This window comes from Leclercia sp. UBA7405 (genome assembly GCF_037152215.1).
Taxonomy (GTDB): domain Bacteria; phylum Pseudomonadota; class Gammaproteobacteria; order Enterobacterales; family Enterobacteriaceae; genus Enterobacter; species Enterobacter pneumoniae.
This window is the reverse complement of the sequence record NZ_JBBCMR010000005.1, coordinates 93386-118455: the sequence shown is the minus strand read 5'-3', so window position 1 is coordinate 118455 and position 25070 is coordinate 93386. Positions and strand designations below refer to the sequence as shown.

Here is a 25070-nt window from a genome sequence, read left to right as displayed (position 1 = left end):
CTGATGCCCTCACCCACTGGGTGAGGGTGAAAAAATGAAAACGGCAACCGACGTTGCCGTTTTGCTTTTACAACCTTACCGGGTCGATATGCCATATAGTCTCGGCATACTCTTTAATCGTCCTGTCTGAAGAGAAATACCCCATATTGGCGATATTGTGCATCGCTTTGGTGGTCCACTCTTCGGGACGGCGATAAAGCTCGTCAACCTTATCCTGACAATCCACATAGCTCCGGTAGTCGGCCAGTACCTGATAGTGGTCACCAAAGTTAATCAGCGAATCCACCAGGTCGCGGTAGCGGCCAGGCTCGTCCGGATTAAAGACCCCGGTGGCGATCTGCGTCAGCACCTGACGAAGCTCTTCATCCTGCTCGTAGTAGTCACGCGGTGAATAGCCCTTCGCCCTTAGCGCCTCAACTTCTTCGGTGGTATTGCCGAAGATAAAGATATTCTCTTCACCCACGTGCTCCAGCATCTCGACGTTGGCCCCATCCAGCGTGCCGATAGTCAGCGCACCGTTAAGGGCAAATTTCATGTTACTGGTGCCGGACGCTTCCGTCCCTGCAGTGGAGATCTGCTCAGAGAGATCCGCCGCCGGAATGATCAACTGCGCCAGGCTCACGCTGTAGTTAGGAATAAAGACCACCTTCAGCTTATCGCCAATCTGCGGATCGTTGTTGATCACTTTCGCTACATCGTTGATCAGGTGAATGATGTGCTTCGCCATGTAGTAGGCCGAGGCCGCTTTACCGGCAAAGATGTTGACCCGCGGCACCCAGTTGGCGTCCGGGTCGGCCTTGATGCGGTTGTAACGGGTGATCACGTGCAGCACGTTCATGAGCTGGCGTTTGTACTCGTGGATACGTTTAATCTGCACATCGTAGAGCGCTTTCGGGTTCGCAACCACGTTCAGATGCAGCGCCATCCATACCGACAGCCGTTTTTTATTCAGCAATTTGGCGTCACGCACCGCTTTGTTCACGGTCGGGAAGTCGGCATGCTGCTCCAGCTCGCTAAGCTGGCTCAGATCGGTACGCCAGTTGCGGCCAATGTTCGCATCCAGCACCTCAGAGAGCGGCTTATTGGCCAGCGCCAGCCAGCGACGCGGGGTAACACCGTTGGTGACGTTACAGAAACGCATCGGGAAGATTTTGGCAAAGTCAGCAAACAGCGACTGCACCATCAGGTTGGAGTGCAGTTCCGACACACCGTTGACCTTATGGCTAATCACCACCGCCAGCCATGCCATGCGCACGCGACGGCCATTAGACTCATCGATAATAGAGGTGCGGCTCAGCAGCCCGGTGTCGTTCGGGTACTGTTCCTGAAGCGTTTTCAGGAAGTAGTCATTGATCTCGAAGATAATTTGCAGATGGCGCGGCAGAATTTTGCCCAGCATGTCCACCGGCCAGGTTTCCAGCGCTTCGCTCATCAGCGTGTGGTTGGTGTAGGAGAAGACCTGACAGGTCACCTCAAAGGCATCGTTCCAGCTGAACTTATGTTCGTCGATCAGCAGGCGCATCAGCTCCGGAATCGAGAGTACCGGGTGGGTGTCATTAAGGTGGATGGCGGTCTTCTCCGCCAGATTGTTATAGGTTTTATGCAGCTGGTAGTGGCGGTTCAGAATGTCCTGCACCGTCGCCGACACCAGGAAGTACTCCTGACGCAGGCGCAGCTCACGGCCCGAATAGGTGGAGTCGTCCGGGTAGAGCACGCGTGACACATTCTCCGAGTGGTTTTTATCTTCCACTGCCGCAAAGTAGTCGCCCTGGTTAAATTTACCCAGGTTGATTTCACTACTGGCCTGCGCGTTCCACAGGCGTAGGGTGTTGGTGGCATCGGTGTCGTAACCCGGGATAATCTGGTCATAGGCGACGGCAAGGATCTCTTCGGTTTCAACCCAGCGGGACTTTTTCCCTTCCAGTTGAACGCGGCCGCCGAAGCGCACTTTATAGCGGGTATTGTGGCGTTTGAACTCCCAGGGGTTACCGTATTCGAGCCAATAGTCCGGCGACTCTTTCTGGCGCCCGTCGACGATGTTCTGCTTGAACATGCCGTAATCATAGCGAATACCGTAGCCGCGCCCCGGCAGCGCCAGAGTCGCCAGCGAGTCGAGGAAACAGGCCGCCAGGCGTCCCAGACCCCCGTTGCCAAGGCCTGGGTCGTTCTCTTCGTCGATCAACTCTTCTAAATCTAACCCCATCTCTTCCAGCGCGTTTTTTACGTCGTCATAAATCCCTAGCGACAACAAGGCGTTGGAGAGGGTGCGGCCAATCAAAAACTCCATCGACAGATAGTAAACCTGACGTGTCTCTTGCGACAGCTGGGCACGGTTGGAGCGCAGCCAGCGTTCTACCAGACGGTCACGCACCGCGAACAAGGTGGCGTTAAGCCACTCGTGTTTGTTGGCGATGACCGGATCTTTCCCAATGGTGAACATCAGCTTATAGGCAATGGAGTGCTTTAAAGCCTCTACGCTGAGGGTGGGTGATGCATAAGAAAAAGGTGCATTCATATCTATGATTCCAGCGTTGTTATATCAAGCGTTGATAAAGATCGCGGTAAGACTGCGCCGCAACTTGCCAGCTAAAATCCATCGCCATCGCCTGACGCTGCACAAAACGCCAGAGAGAAGGACGAGACCACAACACGAAAGCACGGCGGATCGCACGCAACAGCGACCAGGCATTACTGTCTTCAAACGCAAAACCGGTGGCGATACCGTCCGCCAGGTTCTCCAGCGAGGTGTCGGATACCGTATCCGCCAGCCCCCCGGTGCGACGCACCAGCGGCAAGGTGCCGTATTTCAGGCCATACAGCTGAGTCAGGCCGCAGGGCTCGAAACGACTCGGCACCAGAATCACGTCCGCACCGCCCATAATGCGATGCGAGAAGGCTTCGTGATAACCAATCTGAACCCCCACCTGCCCCGGATGCTCTGCCGCAGCGGCCAGGAAGCCCTCCTGCAACACCGGATCGCCCGCCCCCAGTAGCGCCAGTTGCCCGCCTTGCTCCAGCAGGCCTGGCAAGGCTTCCAGCACCAGATCCAGCCCTTTCTGGCTGGTCAGACGGCTGACGACCGCGAACAGCGGGACTTTGTCGTTAACCTTCAGCCCCATTGCTATCTGCAGCTGGCGCTTGTTTTCGGCCTTATCTTCAACCGAATCCCGGTTGTAGCGCGAGGCCAGCAGCAGGTCTGTTTCCGGACTCCAGATCTTCTCATCCACGCCGTTAAGAATGCCCGATAAGCGCCCTTCACGGTGGCGCTGGGTCAGCAATCCTTCCATACCGTAGCCAAACTGCGCTTCGGTAATTTCCCGCGCGTAGGTCGGACTCACCGCCGTAATGTGATCGGCGTAATAGAGGCCGGCCTTCAGGAAAGAGATCTGGCCGTTAAACTCCAGCCCGTGCATGTTAAAGAATGACCATGGCAGTTCGATGTCATCCATGTGCTGCGCATAAAACATGCCCTGATAAGCCAGGTTGTGTACCGTAAACACCGACTTTGCCGGACGCCCTCGCGCCGCCAGATAGGCAGGCGCTAGCCCGGCATGCCAGTCGTGCGCATGAACCACATCCGGGTGCCAGAAAGGATCCAGGCCGCAGGCCATTTCACAGCCTACCCAACCCAGCAACGCAAAACGCAGCACGTTGTCGGTATAGGCAAATAAGTTAGTGTCGTGATACGGGCTTCCAGGTCGGTCATACAGGTGTGGCGCATCAATCAGATAGATACCCACGCCGTTGTAATGCCCGAACAGCAGTGTGATACGCCCGGCAAACGTCTCCCGGCGGCTCACCACCTGTGCATCAGGTATGCCGCGACGGATGTCTGGAAAAGCGGGCAGCAGCACGCGCGTATCAACACCACCGGCAATTTGCGCAGCCGGTAAAGCACCAATAACATCCGCCAGCCCGCCCGTTTTCAATAATGGGAACATCTCCGAACATACATGTAAGACCTGCATTATCGCTCCTGTTTGACCTGCAGTTTGCGCAGCATTTCACGCGTAACCAATACAATGCCTTCTTCTGAGCGGTAGAAACGACGCGCGTCCTCTTCCGCGTTCTCACCAATCACCATCCCTTCCGGAATGACGCAGGCACGGTCTATAACACAGCGGCGCAAACGGCATGAGCGCCCTACCCACACATCCGGCAGCAGTACCGCCGAATCGATATTACAGAATGAGTTCACCCGTACTCGCGGGAAGAGCACGGACTGCACCACCACGGAGCCGGAAATAATGCAGCCGCCAGAAACCAGCGAGTTCAGCGTCATACCGTGGCTACCGGAACGGTCCTGCACAAACTTCGCGGGCGGCAGCGACTCCATATGGGTGCGGATCGGCCAGTTCTGGTCGTACATATCCAGCTCCGGCGTAACGGAGGCCAGATCCAGGTTCGCCTTCCAGTAGGCTTCCAGCGTTCCCACATCGCGCCAGTAAGGCTCTGAGGCCGGATCGGACTGAACGCAGGAGAGCGGGAAAGGATGTGCATAGGCCATGCCAGATTTTGTGACCTTCGGAATAATGTCCTTCCCGAAGTCGTGGCTGGACTGCTCGTCATTGTCGTCCTCTTCCAGCAGCTGGTAGAGGTAGTCGGCGTCAAAGACGTAGATGCCCATACTGGCCAGGGAACGATCGGGGTTACCGGGCATGGCGGGCGGATTGGCAGGTTTCTCGACAAAATCGATCACTTTGTCGTGTTCATCCACGGCCATAACGCCAAAGGCGGTTGCCTCGGCAATGGGCACCGGCAAGCACGCCACGGTGCAACGTGCACCCTTTTCAACGTGATCGATGAGCATGCGCGAGTAGTCTTGCTTGTAGATGTGGTCCCCGGCGAGGATCACCACATACTCCGCATCGTAGCGACGAATGATATCCAGGTTCTGGGTGACCGCATCCGCTGTACCGCGGTACCAGTTTTCACCATGCACACGTTGCTGGGCAGGCAACAGATCGACAAACTCGTTCATCTCCTCACTGAAGAACGACCAGCCGCGCTGAATATGTTGCACCAGCGTGTGGGACTGGTACTGAGTGATCACGCCAATACGGCGAATACCTGAGTTAAGGCAGTTTGAAAGTGCAAAGTCGATAATACGGAACTTGCCGCCAAAGTGGACGGCGGGTTTGGCACGCGTGATTGTTAAATCTTTTAAACGGGTACCGCGACCACCAGCAAGAATCAGGGCTACAGATTTTAATGGCAGTTGACGCGCTAGCATTAATGGATCGTTCTTATCTAACCTAACCATGACTAACTCCTTTTTTATCATTTCTGGAATACGCACACTCCGTGCGCAGGCCCATGCCAGACGGCCATCACCACCGGGTTGTCCTCACCGGCAAAGGGGGGAATAGCTCGCCACTCCCCATCAGGTAAAACCATTTCTGCTACTTCAGTGGTCGCGTTTAGCGTAATCAGCCATCGCTCTGAAAGCAGGATCTGCAGACGTGGAACGCCCCACTGCCACTCTTGCGCACTTAAAGGTTGCGCTTTGCTATTGAGCCAACGAACGTTGCCGTCACCCTCTTCCCACCACCGATCGGCCGTGAGTGCCGGGATTTGCTGGCGCAGGTGAATCAGCGCAGCAGCGAAGTTTGTTAGCCCGGTATTTGCCTCGTCCCAGGCAAGCCAGGTGAGTTCGTTATCCTGGCAATATGCATTGTTGTTGCCATGCTGGCTGTGGCCGTGTTCATCTCCGGCCAGCAGCATCGGTGTACCTTGCGAAAGCAGTAGCGTGGTCAGTAGCGCATGCACGCTGGCCCGCCGACGCTCAATCACATCCTGACTGCCCCCTAAACCTTCTATACCATGATTAAAGCTATGGTTATTGTTGGTTCCGTCGCGATTCTCTTCGCCGTTGGCCTCGTTATGTTTTCGGTCATAACAGACGCAATCACGCAGGGTAAAACCGTCATGCGCCGTGACCAGGTTGATCGAGGCCGACGGCAACCGCCCGCTGCGTTTAAACAGATCGCTGGAGGCGGCAAATCGTCCGGCTACGTCACCGAGCGACAGGTTACGCGTGAGCCAGAACCGGCGGACTGCATCGCGAAAGTGGTCATTCCACTCGGCAAAGGGGGGCGGGAAATTTCCCACCTGATAACCCCCTTCACCAATGTCCCATGGCTCGGCTATCAGCTTGACGCGAGAGAGCAGCGGACAATTTTTTATAGCCTCAAACAACGGCGCCTGCTGGCTAAACGTCGGCGTGCGTCCGATAACGGAGGCTAAATCAAAACGAAAACCGTCCACATGGAAGGTCTCGACCCAGTATTTCAGGCACTCATACGCATACTGCATGACTGCCGGGTGGCTAAGATTCAGCGTGTTACCGCATCCGGTCCAGTTGTGATAATCGCCATCCTCTCTGATCCAATAATAGCTACGGTTATCAATTCCGCGCAGGGAGAACGTCGGTCCCTCATAATCCAGCTCCGCGCTGTGGTTCAACACCACGTCGAGGATGACCTCGATTCCCGCCGCATGTAGCGCTTTAACCGCATCGCGAAACTCATCCCGGGCTTTAACAGGATGCGCGGCATAGCGCGGGCTGAGGGCAAACATTGCCATGGGGTTATAGCCCCAGTAGTTGCTTAACCCCAGCCGTTGCAGACGTGGCTCGCAGGCGTAATGGGCGACAGGCAATAGTTCCAGCGCCGTAATGCCCAGCTGTTTGAAATAGCGAATCATGGCCGGGTGGCCGAGCGCTTTATAGGTGCCGCGCATCTCCGCCGGAATGGCCGGATGTTTGAAGGTAAGCCCCTTGACGTGGGCTTCATAAATGACCGTCTTGCCCCAGGGCGTCGCGGGAGGTGTATCGTCTTCCCAGTCGTAACGTTCGGCGATCACTACCCCTTTGGGCGCGGCGGGCGCACTGTCGCGGCTGTCGGGTTGATCCAGACCGCCGCACAGCAGACCGGTATCCCGCAGCTCGCCCTCCACCTGAAGGGCATAAGGGTCGAGCAACAGTTTCGCCGGGTTAAAGCGGTGTCCGTTAGCCGGATCCCAGGGGCCATGAACCCGATAGCCATAACGCAGACCCGGTTTGACGCCGTCGAGGTAGCCGTGCCAGACCTCACCTGTACGGCCAGGGAGATCGAATCGTTGCTCATTCCCGTGGGCATCAAACACGCAGAGTTCGACCCGCTCCGCATGAGCGGAGAAGAGGGTAAAATTTACCCCCTTACCGTCAAAGCTTGCGCCGAGCGGTTCGGCCTGGCCTGCGCTGAGCTGGGTCATTCCCCCTCCCTGACCAGCCAGATGGTAGACAATGGCGGCAGCGTCACGCTGAGGGAGTGAGGGCGACCGTGGCTTTCGTGCTCATCGCTTTGCACCAGCCCACCGTTTCCGGCATTGCTGCCGTGGTAGTGCACAGAGTCGGTGTTGAGTATTTCACGCCACTTGCCCGGCTGGTTGATGCCAAACCGATAATTATGGCGCGGAACCGGGGTGAAGTTACTGGCAACGATAATCTCATTCCCGGCTTTATCACGACGCACAAAGACGAAGATTGAGCGTTCGTGATCGTCCACCACCAGCCACTCGAAGCCGTAGGTGTCGAAATCCAGTTCATGCAGTGCCTTGTGGTAACGGTAGGTCAGGTTAAGGTCGCGCACGAGGCGCTGTACGCCGTGGTGCCAGTTGTCGCCCCCTTCCAGCAGATGCCAGTCGAGGCTGGCGTCGTGGTTCCACTCTCGTCCCTGGGCGAATTCATTCCCCATGAACAGCAGCTTTTTACCCGGGAAGGCGAACATCCAGCCGTAGTAGGCGCGCAGATTAGCGAACTTCTGCCACGCATCGCCCGGCATCCGATCAAGGATCGATTTTTTGCCATGCACAACTTCATCGTGTGAGAGCGGCAGAACGAAGTTCTCGGTGCCGTTATAGAGCATGCCAAAGGTGAGTTTGTCGTGGTGATACTGACGATGCACCGGATCCAGCTTCATATAATCCAGCGTGTCGTGCATCCAGCCAAGGTTCCACTTATACCAGAAGCCCAGCCCCCCCATTGACGGTGGACGAGAGACGCCTGGGAAATCGGTAGACTCCTCGGCCATGGTTACCGCGCCAGGCACCTGCTCGCCGAGAATACGGTTCGTGCTGCGCAGGAAGTCTATGGCCTCCAGGTTTTCGCGCCCGCCGAACTCATTCGGGATCCACTCTCCCTCTTTACGGCTATAGTCGCGATAGATCATGGATGCCACCGCATCCACGCGCAGAGCGTCGATGCCAAAGCGTTCAATCCAGTAAAGGGCGTTACCCACCAGATAGTTGGTCACTTCACGACGGCCATAGTTGTAAATCAGGGTATTCCAGTCCTGATGATAACCTTCGCGCGGATCGCTGTGCTCATACAGGTTGGTGCCGTCGAACTCAGAGAGACTAAAGTCATCCGACGGGAAGTGGCCTGGCACCCAGTCCAGGATCACGTTCAGACCGGCCGCATGCGCGGCGTCGATGAAGTAGCGGAAGTCGTCACGGGTCCCGAAGCGGCGGGTCGGAGCGTAGAGTCCCGTGGGCTGATAACCCCAGCTTCCATCGAAGGGATGCTCGTTAATCGGGAGCAGTTCCAGATGGGTAAAGCCCATCCACTTCGCGTAGGGAACCAGTTGGTCAGCCAGCTCACGATAGCTCAGCCAAAAATTGTTGTCCGTATGACGGCGCCAGGAGCCGAGATGCACTTCATAAATGGAAATGGGCTGATCGAACTGGTTGGCCTTGACGCGCGCTTCGCTCATGGCGATCTTCTCTGGCAGGCCGCAGATCATTGAGGCCGTATCCGGACGCATCTGCGCCTCAAAGGCATAGGGGTCCGCTTTAATGCGCAGCTGTCCGTGGGCATCGACCAGCTCAAATTTATACAGTTGTCCGGTGTGCGCGCCGGGGATAAACAGCTCCCAAATACCGGTTTCACGGCGCAGGCGCATCGGGTGGCGGCGGCCATCCCAATAGTTGAACTGACCCACGACCGAAACACGACGCGCATTAGGCGCCCAGACGCTGAATCGGGTACCGGTGATGCCGTCCATCGTATCGGCATGGGCACCCAGGGTTTCGTAAGGACGCAGGTGCGTACCTTCAGAGAGGAGCCAGGCATCCATCTCCTGCAGAAGCGGGCCGAAGCTGTAAGGATCGTCAATCAGGTTTTGCTGACCATGCCAGAGTACGGCAAGCTGGTAGCGGAAGGGATTTTTACGGCGGGGCATAATGCCCGAGAAGAAACCACGTGAGTCAAGGCACTCCAGTTTGCCCACTTTGCGGCCCGTTTTGGGTTCGATGACCCAGACTTCCGTCGCGTCAGGTAACAGCGCGCGGACTTCCAGTCCGGCCTCTGTACGGTGCATGCCAAGTACAGAAAAGGGGTCCGCAAAATGACCCGTAATAAGCGCATTAATCACGTCTCTATCAATACGAACGGACATGGTGTTCATCCTGTTTTTTTTGTTGTCGGCCCTGGCGTGCTAAGGGTTCGACCTTATTGTGACCTGAATGGAACAGCACATTGTGCATCCTCTCTGTTCCACCCATCCTCCAGGCTGGATGCCACGCATCCAACTTAAAGCATAGCCAACGCTTTATATGACTCCCGATAAATAATGACTCATCTGCGTTTTACTCCGTGTATTACGCAAAAAAAGGGGTGTCTAAGCACCCCTGAGATTTAACAAATTATTACGCCAGCTGGCGAAGCATCCTGCGAAGCGGCTCGGCGGCTCCCCACAGCAGCTGGTCGCCAACGGTGAAGGCGGAGAGATACTCCGGCCCCATATTGAGTTTACGCAGGCGCCCTACCGGGGTAGAGAGCGTGCCGGTGACCGCCGCCGGGGTCAGTTCGCGCATCGTGATGTCGCGATCGTTTGGCACTACTTTTGCCCACGGATTGTGCGCAGCCAGCAGCTCTTCCACGGTCGGAATAGACACATCTTTTTTCAGTTTAAGGGTGAATGCCTGGCTGTGGCAGCGCAGCGCGCCAACGCGCACGCAGAGGCCATCGACCGGGATCGCGGAAGCGGTGTTGAGAATTTTGTTGGTCTCAGCCTGGCCTTTCCACTCTTCACGGCTCTGGCCGTTGTCGAGCTGTTTGTCGATCCACGGAATCAGGCTACCCGCCAGCGGTACGCCGAAGTTATCAACCGGCAGCTCGCCACTGCGGGAGAGCTGAGTCACTTTACGTTCAATATCCAGAATGGCCGATGCCGGGTTCGCCAGCTCGTCTGCCACGTGATGATGCAGCTGGCCCATCTGCGCCAGCAGTTCACGCATGTGACGCGCCCCGCCGCCGGAGGCTGCCTGATAAGTTGCCACGGAAACCCACTCCACCAGGTCCTGTGCGAACAGGCCGCCCAGCGACATCAGCATCAGGCTAACGGTGCAGTTCCCGCCAACGAAGGTTTTCACCCCTTTGTTCAGGCCGTCGGTGATAACATCCTGGTTGACCGGGTCGAGAATGATGATGGCGTCGTCTTTCATGCGCAGTGAAGAAGCTGCATCAATCCAGTAGCCCTGCCAGCCGCTTTCACGCAGCTTTGGATAGATTTCGTTGGTATAATCGCCGCCCTGGCAGGTGACTATAATGTCGAGTGCCTTCAGCGCTTCCAGATCGAAAGCATCCTGCAACGTACCAGTGCTACCGCCGAAAGAAGGCGCAGCCTGGCCGAGCTGGGAAGTTGAGAAGAAGACCGGGCGGATGGCGTCAAAGTCGCGCTCTTCAACCATGCGTTGCATGAGTACAGAGCCGACCATACCGCGCCAGCCGATGAAACCAACGTTTTTCATAGCGTATTTTTCCTGCAGAGGTGTGTGCTGAGTGTGCCGAACCAGATTCCAACTGGCTCCAGCCTTCACATTACAAAATGCAGCCAAAGTCGCAAGCGAAATTAATCGATGATTGCGCTGCAATCAGTAATACCACTTATTACGATAATAACCATAAGGATTCAGGGGATAAATAATAATGACTGAAATAATTTCCGCGGCGGTTCTTTTAATCCTGATTATGGACCCCCTGGGGAACTTGCCCATCTTTATGTCGGTGCTGAAACACACCGAGCCGAAGCGCCGGCGGGCGATCATGATCCGCGAACTGCTCATCGCGCTGCTGGTGATGTTTATCTTCCTGTTTGCCGGCGAAAAGATCCTCGCCTTCCTTAACTTGCGCGCCGAGACCGTCTCCATTTCCGGCGGGATTATTCTGTTCCTGATTGCTATCAAGATGATTTTCCCGAGCGCGGAAGGCAGCAGCAGTGGTCTGCCTGCCGGTGAGGAGCCATTTATCGTACCGCTGGCCATCCCGCTGGTGGCCGGCCCGACCATTCTGGCCACGCTGATGCTGCTGTCGCATCAATACCCAAATCAGATGAGCCACCTGGTGATTGCCCTGCTGATTGCCTGGGGCGGCACCTTTATTATTCTGCTGCAGTCGTCGCTGTTTTTGCGTCTGCTGGGCGAGAAAGGGGTAAATGCTCTGGAGCGCCTGATGGGGTTGATCCTGGTAATGATGGCGACCCAGATGTTCCTCGACGGGATCCGGGCGTGGATGAAGGGCTAGGTAAAAGCAAAACGACAACCCCTGGTTGTCGTTTTTAGTATTTGCTCCCTCTCCCCGTGGGAGAGGGCTGGGGTGAGGGCACCAGACCGCACCATCAAAAATAATCCTGCGTTTTGCGAGCCGCCTTCCAGAGCCTCTCTTGCCACCTGTTCAGCAAAGCAGTATCGTCTCGCCACGCCTGCAAAATCAAGCGTCAGGGTTGGTCCCCTGTTATCCTCATCCGTGATAAATAACGTTTTTATCGCGTGGCCAGTTACACCTCAATGGTGGGCTGGACGGTGGCGCCGTAAGGCGCGCCGGTAGCTGATGAGGCCGGTAGGACCAACGCCGTTCAGTCCGCCACCAGTGAGGTTGGTCCCTCCTTTGGCGGCCCATTCAACTCATCAGAGGCTGTCTTATGACTACTACCCCAGGCTTTTCTCACGCTTTATTCACAACTGCGTTCGATCACACCACCGACTTCACCGACCTGGCAGACAACTGCGAGCGATTCGTAGATGTGCTGGTTGAGTGTGAAGACCCGGCACAAAAGATGGCGCTGTGTGGGCGGCTCGCAGCCTGCCTTGCTCTGCTCCAGCCCATGCTGCTTGATCCTGTGCCGGAACATTTGAAAGCAAGTCTGACGATGGATGACCTGCCGCTGGAGGCGCCGCGCTGGCTGCGCACGGAGAACGGTGCCGTACTGCTGTAGAAGCTTGCGCTACCGGGGCTGCGGTTTGGGGGGAGGTTCGGGTCGGGTATGGCGAAGCTGCCGCCTGAAAAAATAGCACCTCTGCGGCCTGATACCCTCACCCCGGCCCTCTCCCACAGGGAGAGGGGGAAAACCAGAGTCAGCCTGGCGGTTGAATACCTTCACCCCGACCCTCTCCCACAGGGAAAGGGGGAAAACAAGGGTCAACCCGGCGGTTGGATACCCTCACCCCGGCCCTCTCCCAGAGGGAGAGGGGGAAAACAAGGGTCAACCCGGCGGTTGGATACCCTCACCCCGGCCCTCTCCCAGAGGGAGAGGGGGAAAACAAGGGTCAGCTCAGCAGTGAAAACGCAATCATCCCGACAATCGCGCCTGTGGTGCCGAGAATCGTCTCCATCAGCGTCCAGGTCTTCAGGGTTTGCGCTTCGGTGGCGCCGGTAAATTTACCGAACAGCCAGAAGCCAGCATCATTCACGTGTGAAACCACAATTGACCCACCCGCGATACAGATAGAAAGCGCCGCCATCTGCGCACCGGAGTAGTTCAGCTGTTCAATCACCGGCATCACCAGCCCCACGGCAGTTAAACACGCCACGGTAGCAGAGCCCTGAATAATACGTACCGCTGCCGCCAGCACGAAGCAAGTCACCGCAATCGGCAGCCCCATGCCGGTTAACGCTTCACCGAGCGCCGGGCCGACGCCGGAATCCACCAGCACCTGCTTGAACACCCCACCGGCACCGATCACCAGCAGGATAATCCCCGCAGGTTGCAGCGCCGCGCCGCAGATCTCCATCACCCTGTCTTTCGGCATGCCCTGACGCATCGCCAGGCCGTAAATTGCCACCAGACACGCTACCAGGATCGCCGTGAACGGGTGGCCGATAAACTCGAACCACTCGTAGGCGGTAGAGCCTTCCGGCACGAAACGTGCGGCGATGGTTTTCAGGCCAACCAGCACCAGCGGCAGCAGGATCAGCGCCAGGCTGAAGCCGAAGGAGGGCATTTTGCCTTCGCCCAGGTGCGGCTCGGTGATGTCGTCAGGAATATGAAGTTCAACGTAGCGGCTAATGAAGTTGCCCCACAGTGGGCCAGCAATAATCATTCCCGGGATAGCGGCGCAGAGGCCAATCAGGATCATCCAGCCGAAGTCAGCGTGCATCTGCGAGGCCAACAGCATCGGCGCGGGCCCAGGCAGCAGGAATGCCGCCGCTGCCGCCACCCCCGCAAACAGCGGAATGACCAGCTTCACAAGATTGGTACCGGTATGGCGCGCCATGGAGAACGCTACGCTTATCAGCAGTACAACCGCCACTTCAAAGAACAGCGGCAGAGCGCAAATCAGACCGGCCAGGCCAATGGCATAATGCGCGCGGCTATGGCCGAACGATTTCAGCATCTTGACGGCAATTTGATCGACCGCGCCCGTTTCATGCAGAATCTTGCCAAACATCGCGCCCAGTGCGACCACTATCGCCAGAAAGCCCAGCGTGCCGCCCATCCCTTTTTCCATTGTCGCTGCGATCTTGTCGAGCGGCATACCGGAAAAGAGACCTGCACCAATAGACACCACCATCAATGCCACGAAAGCGTGCATACGCGCTTTCATGACCAAAAACAGCAGCAGTAAAACGGAGCCCACTGCTGTCAAAACAAGCGTTAAAGTACTCAAAACTTACTGCCTTTTATTAATAACCTCGATGGTGCTTGCTACCACACCGTCCAGCGGCTGATCGATATCAACCACTAATACATCTTGCTCGTCCGCACCCGGCTCTTGCAGAGCTTCAAACTGGGTGACCAGCATCTGGGTTTTGAAGAAGTGACCTTTACGCGCCTTCAGACGGCTTTCAATCACCGCAAAATCGCCCTTCAGATAGATGAAAGAGAGATTCGGGTTACCGTCACGCAGCAGGTCGCGGTAGGTTTTTTTCAGCGCAGAGCAGACAATCAGCGACACTTTATTGGTGCGCTGCATGGCAAAGGCGGCGTCATTCAGCGCCTGCAGCCAGGGCTTACGATCGTCGTCGTTCAGCGGCTCGCCGGCGGCCATTTTTGTGATATTGCTGCGCGGATGGAGGAAGTCACCATCAAGAAACGCAGCATGGAGTTGATGCGCCACTTCGCTGGCCACCGCAGATTTACCGCTACCGGAAACGCCCATCAGGACGTATACGTGGTGATCGTGGTTAGTCGTGCTCAAAGGGAGTCCCTCGGTCAATTGTTACGGGTAACTGTTATCGGTAACATTGTCCTGCCGGGGCTATGGAGAAGCAATATCCAAAGGTGCGAGAAATGAATAAGTGTGAGCTACTTCAAATTTGTCACACTAAATGGATCCACCCGGTGACAAGGTGAAACCTAAATCTAACATTTTCGGCGTCACCGCTTCCCCACGAATACGCGCCAGCAGACGTTCTGCACCGATGCGGCCCATACGCTCGCGCGGTGTTAACACGCTCGCCAGACGCGGCTCCATCACCTGGCCGATGTCGTGGCCGTGGAAACCGGCAATGGCCATATCTTGCGGAATTTTTAACCCCAGGCGCTGGCATTCGAAGGCCGCGCCAACCGCAAGGTCATCGTTCGTGCAGAAGATACCGTCGAGCTGCGGATACTCGCGACGTGCCTGACGCATCAGTTCAATACCGGAAGTGTATGAGGATGATTGTTCCACCATCACGCTGTAGGGCGTTAAACCGGCATCGAGCATCGCCTGCTCATATCCCTTCTGTTTGATGATAGTACGTTCATCCAGACGTGCGCCAAGATAGGCGACGTGACGATGACCACGGGCAATAATGGCTGCGGTCATCTGCCGGGCCGCTTCAAAGTTATCGAAGCCAACGGCAATGTCGAGACACGGCGACTGGCTGTCCATCAGCTCCACCACCGGGATACCCGCCACTTCAATCATTTTAAGGGTACGCGGAGTGTGAGTACGTTCCGTTAAAATCAGGCCGTCGATGTTCCAGGAAAGCATGGATTCAAGACGCTCTTCTTCCAGTTCCGGTTTATACCCATAGTGCGCAAGCATGGTCTGATAACCAAAGGCATCCGTCACGCTTTCAATACCGCGTAGGACTTCGGCAAATACCTGGTTAGTTAAGGAAGGTAACAGGACACCCACCGCGCGGCTGGTGGCATTCGACAGAATATCGGGTGCGCGATTGGGGATATAGCCCAGTTCATCCAGAGCAGCGGCAATCTTGCCACGCAACGCCACGGAAACCTGTTCCGGGTTACGTAAAAAGCGGCTGACCGTCATTTTGGTCACACCGACGCGATCGGCGACATCCTGAAGTACGGGGCGTTTCTTTTTCATCGTCCTGAGAAATCGGTAGGGAAAGATTCCTTCAGTTTATCACGGACAAAGCTCAACCTTCCCCGTTTAAAGGGAAGGTTGAGTAATTATTTATACCGGTGGCAGATCGAACAGCAAGATTTCACTTTCGCTGTCGGCATGCACAGAGAGTGCCTGCTCATCCCAGATAGCCAGGCCATCGGCCGTAGTCGCTTTGGTGCCGTTGATAGACACTTCGCCTTTCACCACCTGGATCCAGACGCGGCGGTTAGCAGCAATCTGATGAACAGACTGTTCGTCTTTCGCCAGCGCCCAGCGGTACAGCTCCATATCCTGATGCACTTTCAAAGACCCGTCACGCGCATCCGGAGAGAGCACCAGCTGTTTGCCCTGCTCTGCATCAAAGCGGCGCTGTTCATAGCGTGGCGTGATGCCCGTTGTTTCTGGAATGATCCAGATTTGATACAGGTGCAGTTTGTCTGTTTTGCTCGGGTTGTACTCCGAGTGACGCACGCCGGTACCCGCGCTCATAATCTGGAACTCACCTGCCGGAACCTGCTCTTTGTTGCCCATGCTGTCCTGGTGCTCTACCGCCCCTTCCAGCACATAGGTCAGGATCTCCATGTCTTTGTGCGGGTGGGTACCGAAGCCCTGGCCTGCATCAATCACGTCATCGTTAATCACTCGCAGTGCCGAGAAGCCCATAAAGTTCGGGTCGTAATAATCGGCAAACGAGAAGGTGTGCCATGAGTCCAGCCAGCCATGATTTGCGTGACCACGTTCGTTAGCTTTGCGTAAGAAGATCATCTGTTTTTACCCCAGTTCGTTTCGATGGAGTAAGTGTGGACGCAATCGACCTGGGATCATAGAGGGTGAAAATTGACTCCTCTGTTCAAAATCATTGAACAAGAACAAAGGAGTCAGAACTGCTTATTTGGCGAGGGTTACCGTGGAGGGTGATGCCTGCTCGAAGGCCCGTTCCAGGATTTCAAGATTGGTGAGAACTTCAGTTTCCTTGACGTAATTCGGCACGCCATTGCTGAGGGTGTCATACAGCGCATCGTAGACCCGACCGTAGTCCCCGGTTTCCGGCGCAAGCGTCTCTTTTACCGTCTCGCCCCCCTCGTTGACATACTCCAGCACCCCTACGGAGTCATCCGCCGCAAAGCCCGCTTCGCCCGGCATGATATTGGCCTTCAGGCTGGTCTCCTGTTGGTCGATGCCGTATTTGATAAACGAGCCCCGGGTGCCGTGCACGATAAATTTCGGATAGTCGATTTTCACCAGATGGCTGGTTTTGACGATGGCTTTCAGGTCACCGTAGAACAGCTGAGCTTCGAAGGTGTCATCCGGGTTGGCTTTGTTGCGCAGGCTGCGGATGTCATAGGCCACATGATCCGGGCGGCCAAACAGGGAGATGATCTGGTCCATCGTGTGTACGCCCAGACCGTAAAACGAGCCGTCCTGCGGCAGGCCAGGTTTGGTCTCTACGATCGGGCGGTAGTAATCGAAGTGGCTTTCAATTTCGACAATGTCACCCAGCTTGCCGCTCTCAATCGCCTTCTTCGCGGTCAGGAAGCAGCTGTCGAAGCGGCGGTTCTGATACGGCGTGACGGTCAGCCCTTTGCTGTTTGCCAGCGCGAACAGCTCTTTTGCTTCCGCAATGGTCGGGGTGAAGGGTTTTTCCACCAGCACGTTTTTACCCGCTTCCAGCGCACGCTTCGCGTAATCAAAGTGGCTATCCGCATGGGTGCAGACAATCACCAGTTTGACCTGCGGATCCGTCAGCACTTCATCGAGATCGCTGGTGAAGTGGATATGAGAATATTGCGGGGCCTGCTCTTCGGGCTTTGCGCTGCGGCGGAAGATATGGGCGACATGCCAGCTCTCTTTCCGGTTAAGAACGTAAGGCAGATGATACCGGGTGGTGCTTTTACCAAAGCCAATAAAGGCGCAATGTAATGTCATCATGTTGTCCTGATTCAGAAAACTGCTTTAACCATAGCGCAACCCGCGGGTGAATTTAATCAGACCGCTTCACCCTTTCACGATCCCATGCGCTTAAACGCGTTAACAGAGCGGCTAATAGCAGGCTTTGTCCATTCCTAAAATGCGGGCAACAGCTTGACCTGAAGAGAGCGAATCCCGATAAATACTAGCCAAAACCACATGGTCGCTAAGGGAGTAGCTACGCATATGGCTGGCAATTATTTCGCGTTAAATATCGCGCTGGTTTTCTGGTTTCTCACACTGATCTGCTGGACCTTATCAGCCACCCTGCCGGCGCAGATATTCGGCGCGCTCTCCTTACTCCACTTCACTATCCACGCTTTTTCTAATCAGGTTAATCGTATGTTTAAGAAGAAAAAATCCGAAGAGATCGAACAGCCCATTATCTCCCGTCCCGCCCCCGTTGAAGTTCGTGAAAAAGAGCCGACCGCGACGGAGAAACAGGCCACCACGGTTATCGCCAGCGACGTCTGCTTTGAGGGAAATATCGTGGCCGGCGGCCACGTCTATATTCACGGCACGCTGAAAGGCAATGTTGATGCCAAAGAGAACCTGATCAAGGTGATGCGTGGCGGCGTGATTGAAGGGAATATTAGCTGCCGTGAGCTGATCATTGACGGCAGCGTGAATGGCCAGTGCACCTGCGACATCGTAGATATTTGCGAGAATGGCCATGTCACCGGCACCCTCACCTACCGCACGCTGGCGGTGAAAAAAGGCGGTACTTTCTCTGGCCAGGCGGAAGTGATGCCCCTGAAGATTGAGAAGACCAACGTGGTGGGATTGACGCCAGAGGTGGCTGAAAACGCGGTCGAGGCAAAATCGCAGGCAAAAAAAAGCCAGCACGCGGCTGGCTAAAGTAATACTGGAAGCAATGTGAGCAATGTCGTGCTTTCAGGTTCCCGTAGTGGTCTTCCTGAATGCAGAGCAATAATAATCATTCTCATTCGCACTTGTCCAATACTTTTTGCAAAAAAGGTGGGTTGACTCAAATTTTAAAGTCACTGATGTTAAAGAGGACATTAACCTACAGAGGATGAAGGAATGAGTGAGATAGTGATACGCCACATTGAAGCCAGCGATGCCGCCGCATTACGCGAGATCATGACGCATCCGGAGGTGTATCAAGATACGCTACAACTTCCTCATCCCTCTCTGGAGATGTGGCAAGAACGCGTGGCCGCCAGGCCGGGCAGGCGCCATCTCGTCGCCTGTCTGGAAGAGCGCGTGGTGGGGCATATGGCACTGGATGTAATGGAAAATCCACGCCGTAGTCATGTTGCAACCTTCGGCATCAGCGTCGCCGCGGATATGCAGGGACGGGGTGTAGGTCGCCGTCTGATGAGCGAGATGGTTAACCTGTGTGATAACTGGTTACGCATTGAACGTATTGAACTGACGGTGTTTGCCGATAATCCCGCCGCCGTCGCGCTCTATAAAAGTTTCGGTTTTGAAATTGAAGGGACCGGCAAGAAATTTGCCCTGCGCAACGGCGAGTATGTGGATGCCTATTATATGGCGCGGATGAAGTAAGCCTCCCCCCTCACCCCGGCCCTCTCCCCAAAGGGGCGAGGGGGAAAAGACCGCACCGGGCAAATACTCTCCCCATAGGTGCAGACCGCACCGGGCAATCCCCTCTCCCTTAGGGAGAGGGTTAGGGTGAGGAGAAAACATCAATACCCTGCCGTCAAATCATCCACCGAACGCGGATCCGATGCCCCATATAGCTCACCGTCCGGCCCGACCATGATGCTCTGAGTGCTACCCATCGCCTCTTTCACCACCACTTTCTGCCCGCGCTGCTCCAGCAGTTTCAGAGTATCCGGGCTAAAGCCCTTCTCCACGCGCAGCTCGTCCGGTAGCCACTGGTGATGGAAACGCGGGGCGTTGGTCGCTTCGGCGACGTTCATCCCGAAATCGATACTGTTAACCACCATCTGCAGCACGGTGGTAATAATGCGGCTGCCGCCAGGGCTGCCGGTCACCAGCCAGGTCTTACCGTCTTTTACCACGATCGTCGGTGACATAGAGGAGAGCGGGCGTTTCTTCGGCCCCACCGCATTCGCATCACCGCCCACCAGACCATAGACGTTCGGCACGCCAGGTTTGGCCGAGAAATCATCCATCTCGTTATTCAGCAGAATACCGCTGTTGCCCGCCACGATCCCGGTGCCGAAGGTGGTGTTGAGCGTGTAGGTCACCGCCACCGCATTGCCCTCTTTATCCACCACCGAGAAGTGGGTGGTCTGGTTACTCTCATACGGGGCGAGCTTGCCGGGGCGGATCTGGCTCGAAGGTTTAGCTTTATTGATATCGATCTGCTCCGCGATGGATTTGGCATAGGCTTTACTGGTTAGCGCCTGCCACGGCACCTTCACAAAATCGGGGTCGCCGAGATACTCCGAACGGTCAGCGTAGGCGTATTTCTCCGCCTCGGCCATTACCTGCATCGCATCCGCGCTGCCGAAGCCAAATTTGTGCATGTCGAAACTTTCGAGAATGTTGAGGATCTGCACGATATGGATCCCCCCGGACGAAGGCGGCGGCATTGAGAACACCTGATAGCCGCGATAATCGCCGCTGACCGGCTCGCGCTCAACAGCTTTGTACTCCGCTAAATCCGCTTTGGTGATAAGCCCGTTATGCTTCTGCATCTCGTCGGCAATCTGGTCGGCAATGGCCCCTTTGTAGAAGACGTCCGGGCCGTTTTCCGCAATCAACTCCAGACTTTTAGCGAGATTCTTCTGCACCAGCTTGTCGCCCTTTTTCAGCGGTTCGCCCTCTTTCCAGAAAATGGCCTTGCTGTTTTCATGATTCGGAATCACTTCGCTGCCGTAGGTTTTGAGATCGTCCGCCAGGGCGTCATTCACCACAAAGCCATCACGCGCGAGCTTAATGGCAGGCTGTACCACTTTGTTTAGCGGCAAGGTGCCATATTTTTCCAGCGCCAGCGAAAAGCCCGCGACGGTGCCTGGCGTGCCGGTAGCAAGGTGAGAAGTGAGCGATTTTTTACTGTCCGGATTGCCCTGATCGTCCAGGAACATATCGCGCGTGGCCTGAGATGGCGCCATTTCACGGAAGTCGATGGCGGTCGTTTTCCCGTCTTTGGTGCGCAGCATCATAAAGCCACCGCCCCCCAGATTCCCCGCCTGCGGGTGGGTCACCGCCAGCGCATAGCCCACGGCGACGGCCGCATCCACGGCGTTACCGCCCTGCTTCAGGATATCGACCCCCACCTGCGTTGCCAGCGCGTCTACCGAGGCGACCATTCCCTGCTTCGCGCGCACCGGATGGAAGACATCCTCCTCTACGCCGTAAGAGACGGGAGGCGCCGCGGGGGGGTTGGCTGCCACGCTAAAGGTGCCGCCTGCCATCAGGGCAGCAATGGCTACCCAGCGTAAAAACGTTGGTTTTATCATTGTTGTTCTCCAGGTGAAGGGACCCATATTCCCGTTTAAGCCTGGTTCACAACTCCTAAAAAATCATCGTAGTGACGGAATAGAGGTAAACTTAGAGGAGACCTCAGAAGGGGGAAATCACAATGAAACGACTTCTTTTACTGACGACGTTATTGCCTTTTGCCGTGCTGGCACAGCCGATTAATACGCTGAATAACCCTAATCAGCCGGGTTATCAGAATCCGAGCCAGCAACGGATGCAGACCCAGATGATGAACCAACAGCAGCAACAGAAAGGGATGCTGAATCAGCAGTTGCAGACGCAGACGCGCATCCAGCAACAGCAGCTGCAAACGCAGATGAATAACAATACGCAGAGGATCCAGCAAAGCCAGCCGGGTGTGCAGACGTTACCCAACACCAGCGGCGGCATGCTCAACAGCACCACCAGTCAGAGCGGCATGCAGCAACAGCATATGTTGCCGCAGCAGCAGAATGGCACCCTGCTTAACCAGCCGTAAAGTTCGGGCCTATCCGGTCAATGGCATCGGTGCAGATGCAATCCACTCCCCAGCGCAGCAGCTCGGCTGCACGCTGGGGTTTGTCGACGGTATACACCAGGATGTGCAGCCCCGCCTCTTTCAACGCCTTCACCCGTGCTTCATCCAGCAGCTTGTGGTTTAAGTGAATCGACACGCATTGCAGGCGGGTCGTTAACGCGCGCCAGTCTTCACGCCATTCATCCAGCAGCACTCCGCGCGGCAGTTCCGGAACGGCGGCCTGGGCCGCCTCAAGCGCGTCAATATCAAACGACGACAGCAGCGGTGCGGTCATCCCTTCCCACAGTTGACGTGCGGCGAGGGCAATCACTTTTCCCGTGAGCGGCCCGGTGCCGGTCGTGGGTTTGATCTCAATATTGGCCATCATCCCGTGTTGACGACAACGGTCCGCCACCTCCGCTAACAGCGGCAGCGGTTCGCCTTTGAATTCACCGCTGTACCAGCTTCCGGCATCCACTTTCAGCAGGTCACGCCACGGTAACTCCCCTGCTACGCCCCAGCCGTTGCTGGTGCGCTCCAGGTTATCGTCGTGCAGCAGAAAGATTTCGCCATCTTTCGACAGCTTGGCGTCAAACTCGATCATCGTATGGCCGAAACGCGCGCCGGTGTCGATAGCCGCCAGGGTGTTTTCTGGAGCCAGTTTACCGCCGCCACGGTGGGCGACGATGTGGGGATAAGGCCAGTTACTCATAGTCGTTGTCCTGTTTCACCATCAAAGAGATGCAGGTGATTTTCCGGCAGGTGCAGCCATAGCGTGCTGCCTGCTTTAGGGCGTTCCTGATGGGCCAGACGCACCACCAGCTTTTGCTCGCCCCACCGTCCGTGCGCCAGGTTGTCTGCCCCCAGCATCTCGAGCGTGTCCATCACCAGCGGCACGCCCCCGTCCGCCTGAGAGGTTAAACCGATATGTTCCGGGCGGATACCGAGCGTCATTTTACGCCCGGCGTAACCACGATAGTACCAGTTGATGGGCAATGCCATCCCGCTTTCCAGTTCAAAGTGGGTGCCCGCGCTGCTGATACGCCCTTCCAGCAGGTTCATCGCCGGGCTGCCGATAAAGCTCGCCACAAAGCGGGTGGCCGGCTTCTCGTACACTTCCACCGGCGTGCCAATCTGCTCGGCAATCCCTTTGTTCATTACCATGACCCGCTGGGCGAGGGTCATGGCCTCCACCTGATCGTGGGTCACGTATAACGAGGTAGTTTTCAGGCGGCGATGCAGCTGCTGTAGCTCGAGACGCATCTGCACACGCAGCTTGGCGTCAAGGTTAGAGAGGGGCTCATCGAACAGGAACACCGCTGGATCGCGCACGATGGCGCGTCCCATCGCTACGCGCTGACGCTGGCCGCCGGAGAGTTCACGCGGGCGTCGCTTTAGCAGGCCGTCCAGCTCCAGAATGCGCGCCGCCTCTTTAACGCGCTCCTCAATATGGCCTTTGCCCATGCCCCGGATTTTCAGCCCCCAGGCCATGTTCTCTTCCACGCTCATGTGCGGATAGAGGGCGTAGTTCTGAAACACCATCGCAATGCCGCGATCTTTTGGCTCCATCTCGGTGACGCGCTGGCGGTCAATCCAGATATCCCCGGAGGTCACGCGCTCAAGCCCCGCCACCATCCGCAGCAGCGTCGATTTGCCGCAGCCGGACGGGCCGACCATGACGATAAACTCGCCGTCCGCTACGTCGAGCGTGAGCGGCTGAATGACCTGGGTTTTGCCATCCCAGCTTTTGGTTACTGCCTGAAGTTTTAAACCTGCCATGTTATTTCTCGCTATCGACCAGGCCACGGACAAATGCACGCTGCATGGCTAAAACTATGACGACGGGTGGGATAAGGGTGAGCAGCATTGCCGCCATCACCTGGTTCCAGAGGGTGGTGCCTTCGCCGGTGGCGATCATGCCTTTGATGCCTGCCACGGCCGTGCCGAGGTTGACGTCCTGAATAATCAACAGCGGCCACAGGTACTGGTTCCAGCCGTAGATAAAGGTGATCACAAACAGCGCCGCGAGGTTGGTGCGTGAGAGCGGTAGCACGATGTCGCGGAAAAAGCGCATCGGCGAGGCACCGTCGATACGCGCCGCTTCAATCAGCTCGTCCGGCAGGGTCATAAAGAACTGACGGAACAGGAAGGTGGCGGTGGCCGAGGCCATCAGCGGCAGGGTTAGGCCCGCGTAGCTGTCGAGCATGCCGAGGTTAGCGATCACCTCCACCGTCGGGAAGATACGCACTTCTACCGGTAGCATCAGGGTGATGAAAATCATCCAGAAGAAGAGGTTACGCAGCGGAAAGCGGAACCAGACGATGGCGAAGGCCGAGAGCATCGAGACGGTGATTTTGCCCACCGTAATGCCAAACGCCATGATGAAGCTGTTGAGCATCATCAGCCAGAACGGCGCGCTGTTGGCGCCCACGCCCTGGGTCCAGATGGTCCTCATGTTTTCTAGCAGATGCGTGCCGGGGATCAGCGTCATTGGCGTATCAAACACCGCTTTGGTGTCCAGCGTGGCGGCCACAAAGGCCACGTACAGCGGGAAAAGAATAACGACGATCCCCAGAATCAACATGGTATGGCTGAAAATCGTCAGCCCACGACGGTTCTCAATCATTGGTAGCGCACCTTACTTTCAACATATCGGAACTGCACCACCGTCAGGAGGATGACGAGGAACATGAGCACGACGGACTGGGCGGCGGAGGCCGAGAGATCCAGGCCGGCGAAGCCTTCGCGATAGATCTTATAAATCAGGGTGGTGGTGGCCTGTACCGGGCCGCCTGCGGTGGCGGCGTCGATCACCGGGAAGGTGTCGAAGAAGGCGTAGACCAGATTGACCACCAGCAGGAAGAAACTCACCGGCGCGATTAGCGGCAGGGCAAGACGAAAGAAGCGGCGTACCGGGCCTGCACCATCAATGGCGGCGGCTTCTACCAGCGATCGCGGAATAGATTGCAGCGCGGCGAAGAAGAACAGGAAGTTGTAGCTGATCTGCTTCCATACCGAGGCGAAGACCACCAGGAACATCGCCTGACCGCTGTTCTGCGCATGGTTCCAGTCATAGCCGAGCTCTGCCAGGAAGTGGGTAATCAGCCCGCGCCCGGGATTAAACAGGAAGATCCACAGCACGGCGGCCACGGCAGGCGCCACGGCGTAGGGGAGCAGCATCAGGGTTTGATAGAGGCGGCTACCGCGCACCACGTAATCCACCAGCGCAGCGAAGAACAGCGAGACGAGCAGGCCGCTGACGGTAACCAGCGCGCTGAATTTCATCGTTGTCCAGAATGCGTCGAGGTAGTAGGTGTCGTGCCAGAGGGCAGCGAAATTATCCAGGCCAACAAACTGGCTGGAGAGCCCGAACGGATCGACGCTTTGTACCGAGTACCAGAGCGCTTCGCCCGCAGGCCAGATAAAGAAGATAACGGTGATAACCAGCTGCGGCGCGACCAGCAGATAGGGTAGCCAGCGGGAGCGGAACACCGGACGGGATGAGGACATAGTTTAGCTCAGGTAGTTTTTCACCCCTCACCCTAACCCTCTCCCCAAAGGGGAG

General features: G+C 56.4%; 20 protein-coding genes and 1 pseudogene. 5 read left to right on the top strand and 16 right to left on the bottom strand.

Annotated elements, in window-relative coordinates:
• Positions 1-67 precede the first annotated feature (67 nt).
• From glgP to asd, 6 genes are all read right to left on the bottom strand, one after another.
• Positions 68-2515, bottom strand: coding sequence for a glycogen phosphorylase (gene glgP / locus WFN75_RS19650; protein WP_040078265.1), 2448 nt, complete (start codon positions 2513-2515; stop codon positions 68-70).
• 19 nt (positions 2516-2534) lie between these two features.
• Positions 2535-3968, bottom strand: a complete 1434-nt coding sequence (gene glgA, locus WFN75_RS19645; protein ID WP_046886776.1) for a glycogen synthase GlgA — start codon at positions 3966-3968, stop codon at positions 2535-2537.
• Entirely contained in the window at positions 3968-5263 is a 1296-nt protein-coding gene (glgC, locus tag WFN75_RS19640; RefSeq protein ID WP_040078263.1) for a glucose-1-phosphate adenylyltransferase, read from the bottom strand. The genes glgA and glgC overlap by 1 nt, the downstream gene beginning before the upstream one ends.
• A gap of 17 nt (positions 5264-5280) precedes the next feature.
• Positions 5281-7254 (bottom strand): glycogen debranching protein GlgX, encoded by a 1974-nt coding sequence (glgX, locus tag WFN75_RS19635; RefSeq protein WP_336996695.1) that lies wholly within the window; start codon positions 7252-7254, stop codon positions 5281-5283.
• Positions 7251-9437 carry a 1,4-alpha-glucan branching enzyme gene (gene glgB / locus WFN75_RS19630; protein ID WP_207292535.1) on the bottom strand — a complete coding sequence of 729 codons (2187 nt, stop codon included), beginning with the start codon at positions 9435-9437 and terminating at the stop codon, positions 7251-7253. Before glgB ends, glgX begins: the two co-directional genes overlap by 4 nt.
• Positions 9438-9687: 250 nt before the next feature.
• Positions 9688-10791, bottom strand: a complete 1104-nt coding sequence (gene asd, locus WFN75_RS19625; protein ID WP_233802596.1) for an aspartate-semialdehyde dehydrogenase — start codon at positions 10789-10791, stop codon at positions 9688-9690.
• A gap of 178 nt (positions 10792-10969) precedes the next feature.
• Between asd and yhgN the strand changes: the two genes are divergently transcribed.
• Together yhgN and WFN75_RS19615 are read left to right on the top strand one after the other, a co-directional pair.
• Complete coding sequence (yhgN, locus tag WFN75_RS19620; RefSeq protein WP_015960802.1) at positions 10970-11563, top strand: NAAT family transporter YhgN; 594 nt, start codon at positions 10970-10972, stop codon at positions 11561-11563.
• A 397-nt stretch (positions 11564-11960) separates the two neighbouring features.
• Positions 11961-12215: pseudogene (locus WFN75_RS19615) on the top strand (hypothetical protein); the annotation flags it as partial.
• Positions 12216-12585: 370 nt separating this feature from the next.
• Here the strand turns inward: WFN75_RS19615 and gntU are convergent.
• The 5 genes from gntU to WFN75_RS19590 form a co-directional block, all read right to left on the bottom strand.
• The gene (gene gntU, locus WFN75_RS19610; RefSeq protein ID WP_263616698.1) at positions 12586-13926 is read right to left on the bottom strand and encodes a gluconate transporter; all 1341 of its coding nucleotides are present in this window, start codon (positions 13924-13926) and stop codon (positions 12586-12588) included.
• A gap of 3 nt (positions 13927-13929) precedes the next feature.
• Positions 13930-14457 carry a gluconokinase gene (gene gntK / locus WFN75_RS19605; RefSeq protein ID WP_040078255.1) on the bottom strand — a complete coding sequence of 176 codons (528 nt, stop codon included), beginning with the start codon at positions 14455-14457 and terminating at the stop codon, positions 13930-13932.
• Between the two features lie 126 nt (positions 14458-14583).
• A complete protein-coding gene (gene gntR, locus WFN75_RS19600; RefSeq protein ID WP_040078254.1) occupies positions 14584-15579 on the bottom strand; it encodes a gluconate operon transcriptional repressor GntR in 996 nt (331 codons plus the stop codon).
• Positions 15580-15669: 90 nt separating this feature from the next.
• The gene (locus WFN75_RS19595; protein WP_040078253.1) at positions 15670-16365 is read right to left on the bottom strand and encodes a pirin family protein; all 696 of its coding nucleotides are present in this window, start codon (positions 16363-16365) and stop codon (positions 15670-15672) included.
• A gap of 123 nt (positions 16366-16488) precedes the next feature.
• A complete protein-coding gene (locus tag WFN75_RS19590) occupies positions 16489-17526 on the bottom strand; it encodes an oxidoreductase (protein WP_336996711.1) in 1038 nt (345 codons plus the stop codon).
• A 228-nt stretch (positions 17527-17754) separates the two neighbouring features.
• Between WFN75_RS19590 and WFN75_RS19585 the strand changes: the two genes are divergently transcribed.
• Complete coding sequence (locus WFN75_RS19585) at positions 17755-18426, top strand: bactofilin family protein (protein ID WP_336996693.1); 672 nt, start codon at positions 17755-17757, stop codon at positions 18424-18426.
• A 186-nt stretch (positions 18427-18612) separates the two neighbouring features.
• Complete coding sequence (yhhY, locus tag WFN75_RS19580) at positions 18613-19101, top strand: N-acetyltransferase (RefSeq protein ID WP_046886781.1); 489 nt, start codon at positions 18613-18615, stop codon at positions 19099-19101.
• A 140-nt stretch (positions 19102-19241) separates the two neighbouring features.
• Here yhhY and ggt read toward each other — a convergent pair whose 3' ends face one another.
• Entirely contained in the window at positions 19242-20987 is a 1746-nt protein-coding gene (ggt, locus tag WFN75_RS19575) for a gamma-glutamyltransferase (RefSeq protein ID WP_336996692.1), read from the bottom strand.
• Between the two features lie 122 nt (positions 20988-21109).
• On the opposite strand from ggt, the gene WFN75_RS19570 reads away from it, so the two are divergent.
• Positions 21110-21487 (top strand): DUF2756 family protein, encoded by a 378-nt coding sequence (locus tag WFN75_RS19570; RefSeq protein ID WP_040078248.1) that lies wholly within the window; start codon positions 21110-21112, stop codon positions 21485-21487.
• Here the strand turns inward: WFN75_RS19570 and ugpQ are convergent.
• From ugpQ to ugpA, 4 genes are read right to left on the bottom strand one after another with little or no spacing between them, the layout of a single operon-like run.
• Positions 21474-22217 carry a glycerophosphodiester phosphodiesterase gene (ugpQ, locus tag WFN75_RS19565; RefSeq protein ID WP_336996691.1) on the bottom strand — a complete coding sequence of 248 codons (744 nt, stop codon included), beginning with the start codon at positions 22215-22217 and terminating at the stop codon, positions 21474-21476. The two genes, WFN75_RS19570 and ugpQ, sit on opposite strands and share 14 nt — an antisense overlap.
• Complete coding sequence (locus tag WFN75_RS19560) at positions 22214-23284, bottom strand: sn-glycerol-3-phosphate import ATP-binding protein UgpC (protein ID WP_040078246.1); 1071 nt, start codon at positions 23282-23284, stop codon at positions 22214-22216. Before WFN75_RS19560 ends, ugpQ begins: the two co-directional genes overlap by 4 nt.
• Before the next feature lies 1 nt (position 23285).
• Complete coding sequence (gene ugpE, locus WFN75_RS19555; RefSeq protein ID WP_046886785.1) at positions 23286-24131, bottom strand: sn-glycerol-3-phosphate ABC transporter permease UgpE; 846 nt, start codon at positions 24129-24131, stop codon at positions 23286-23288.
• Positions 24128-25015, bottom strand: a complete 888-nt coding sequence (gene ugpA, locus WFN75_RS19550) for a sn-glycerol-3-phosphate ABC transporter permease UgpA (RefSeq protein ID WP_336996690.1) — start codon at positions 25013-25015, stop codon at positions 24128-24130. The genes ugpE and ugpA overlap by 4 nt, the downstream gene beginning before the upstream one ends.
• Positions 25016-25070: the final 55 nt, after the last annotated feature.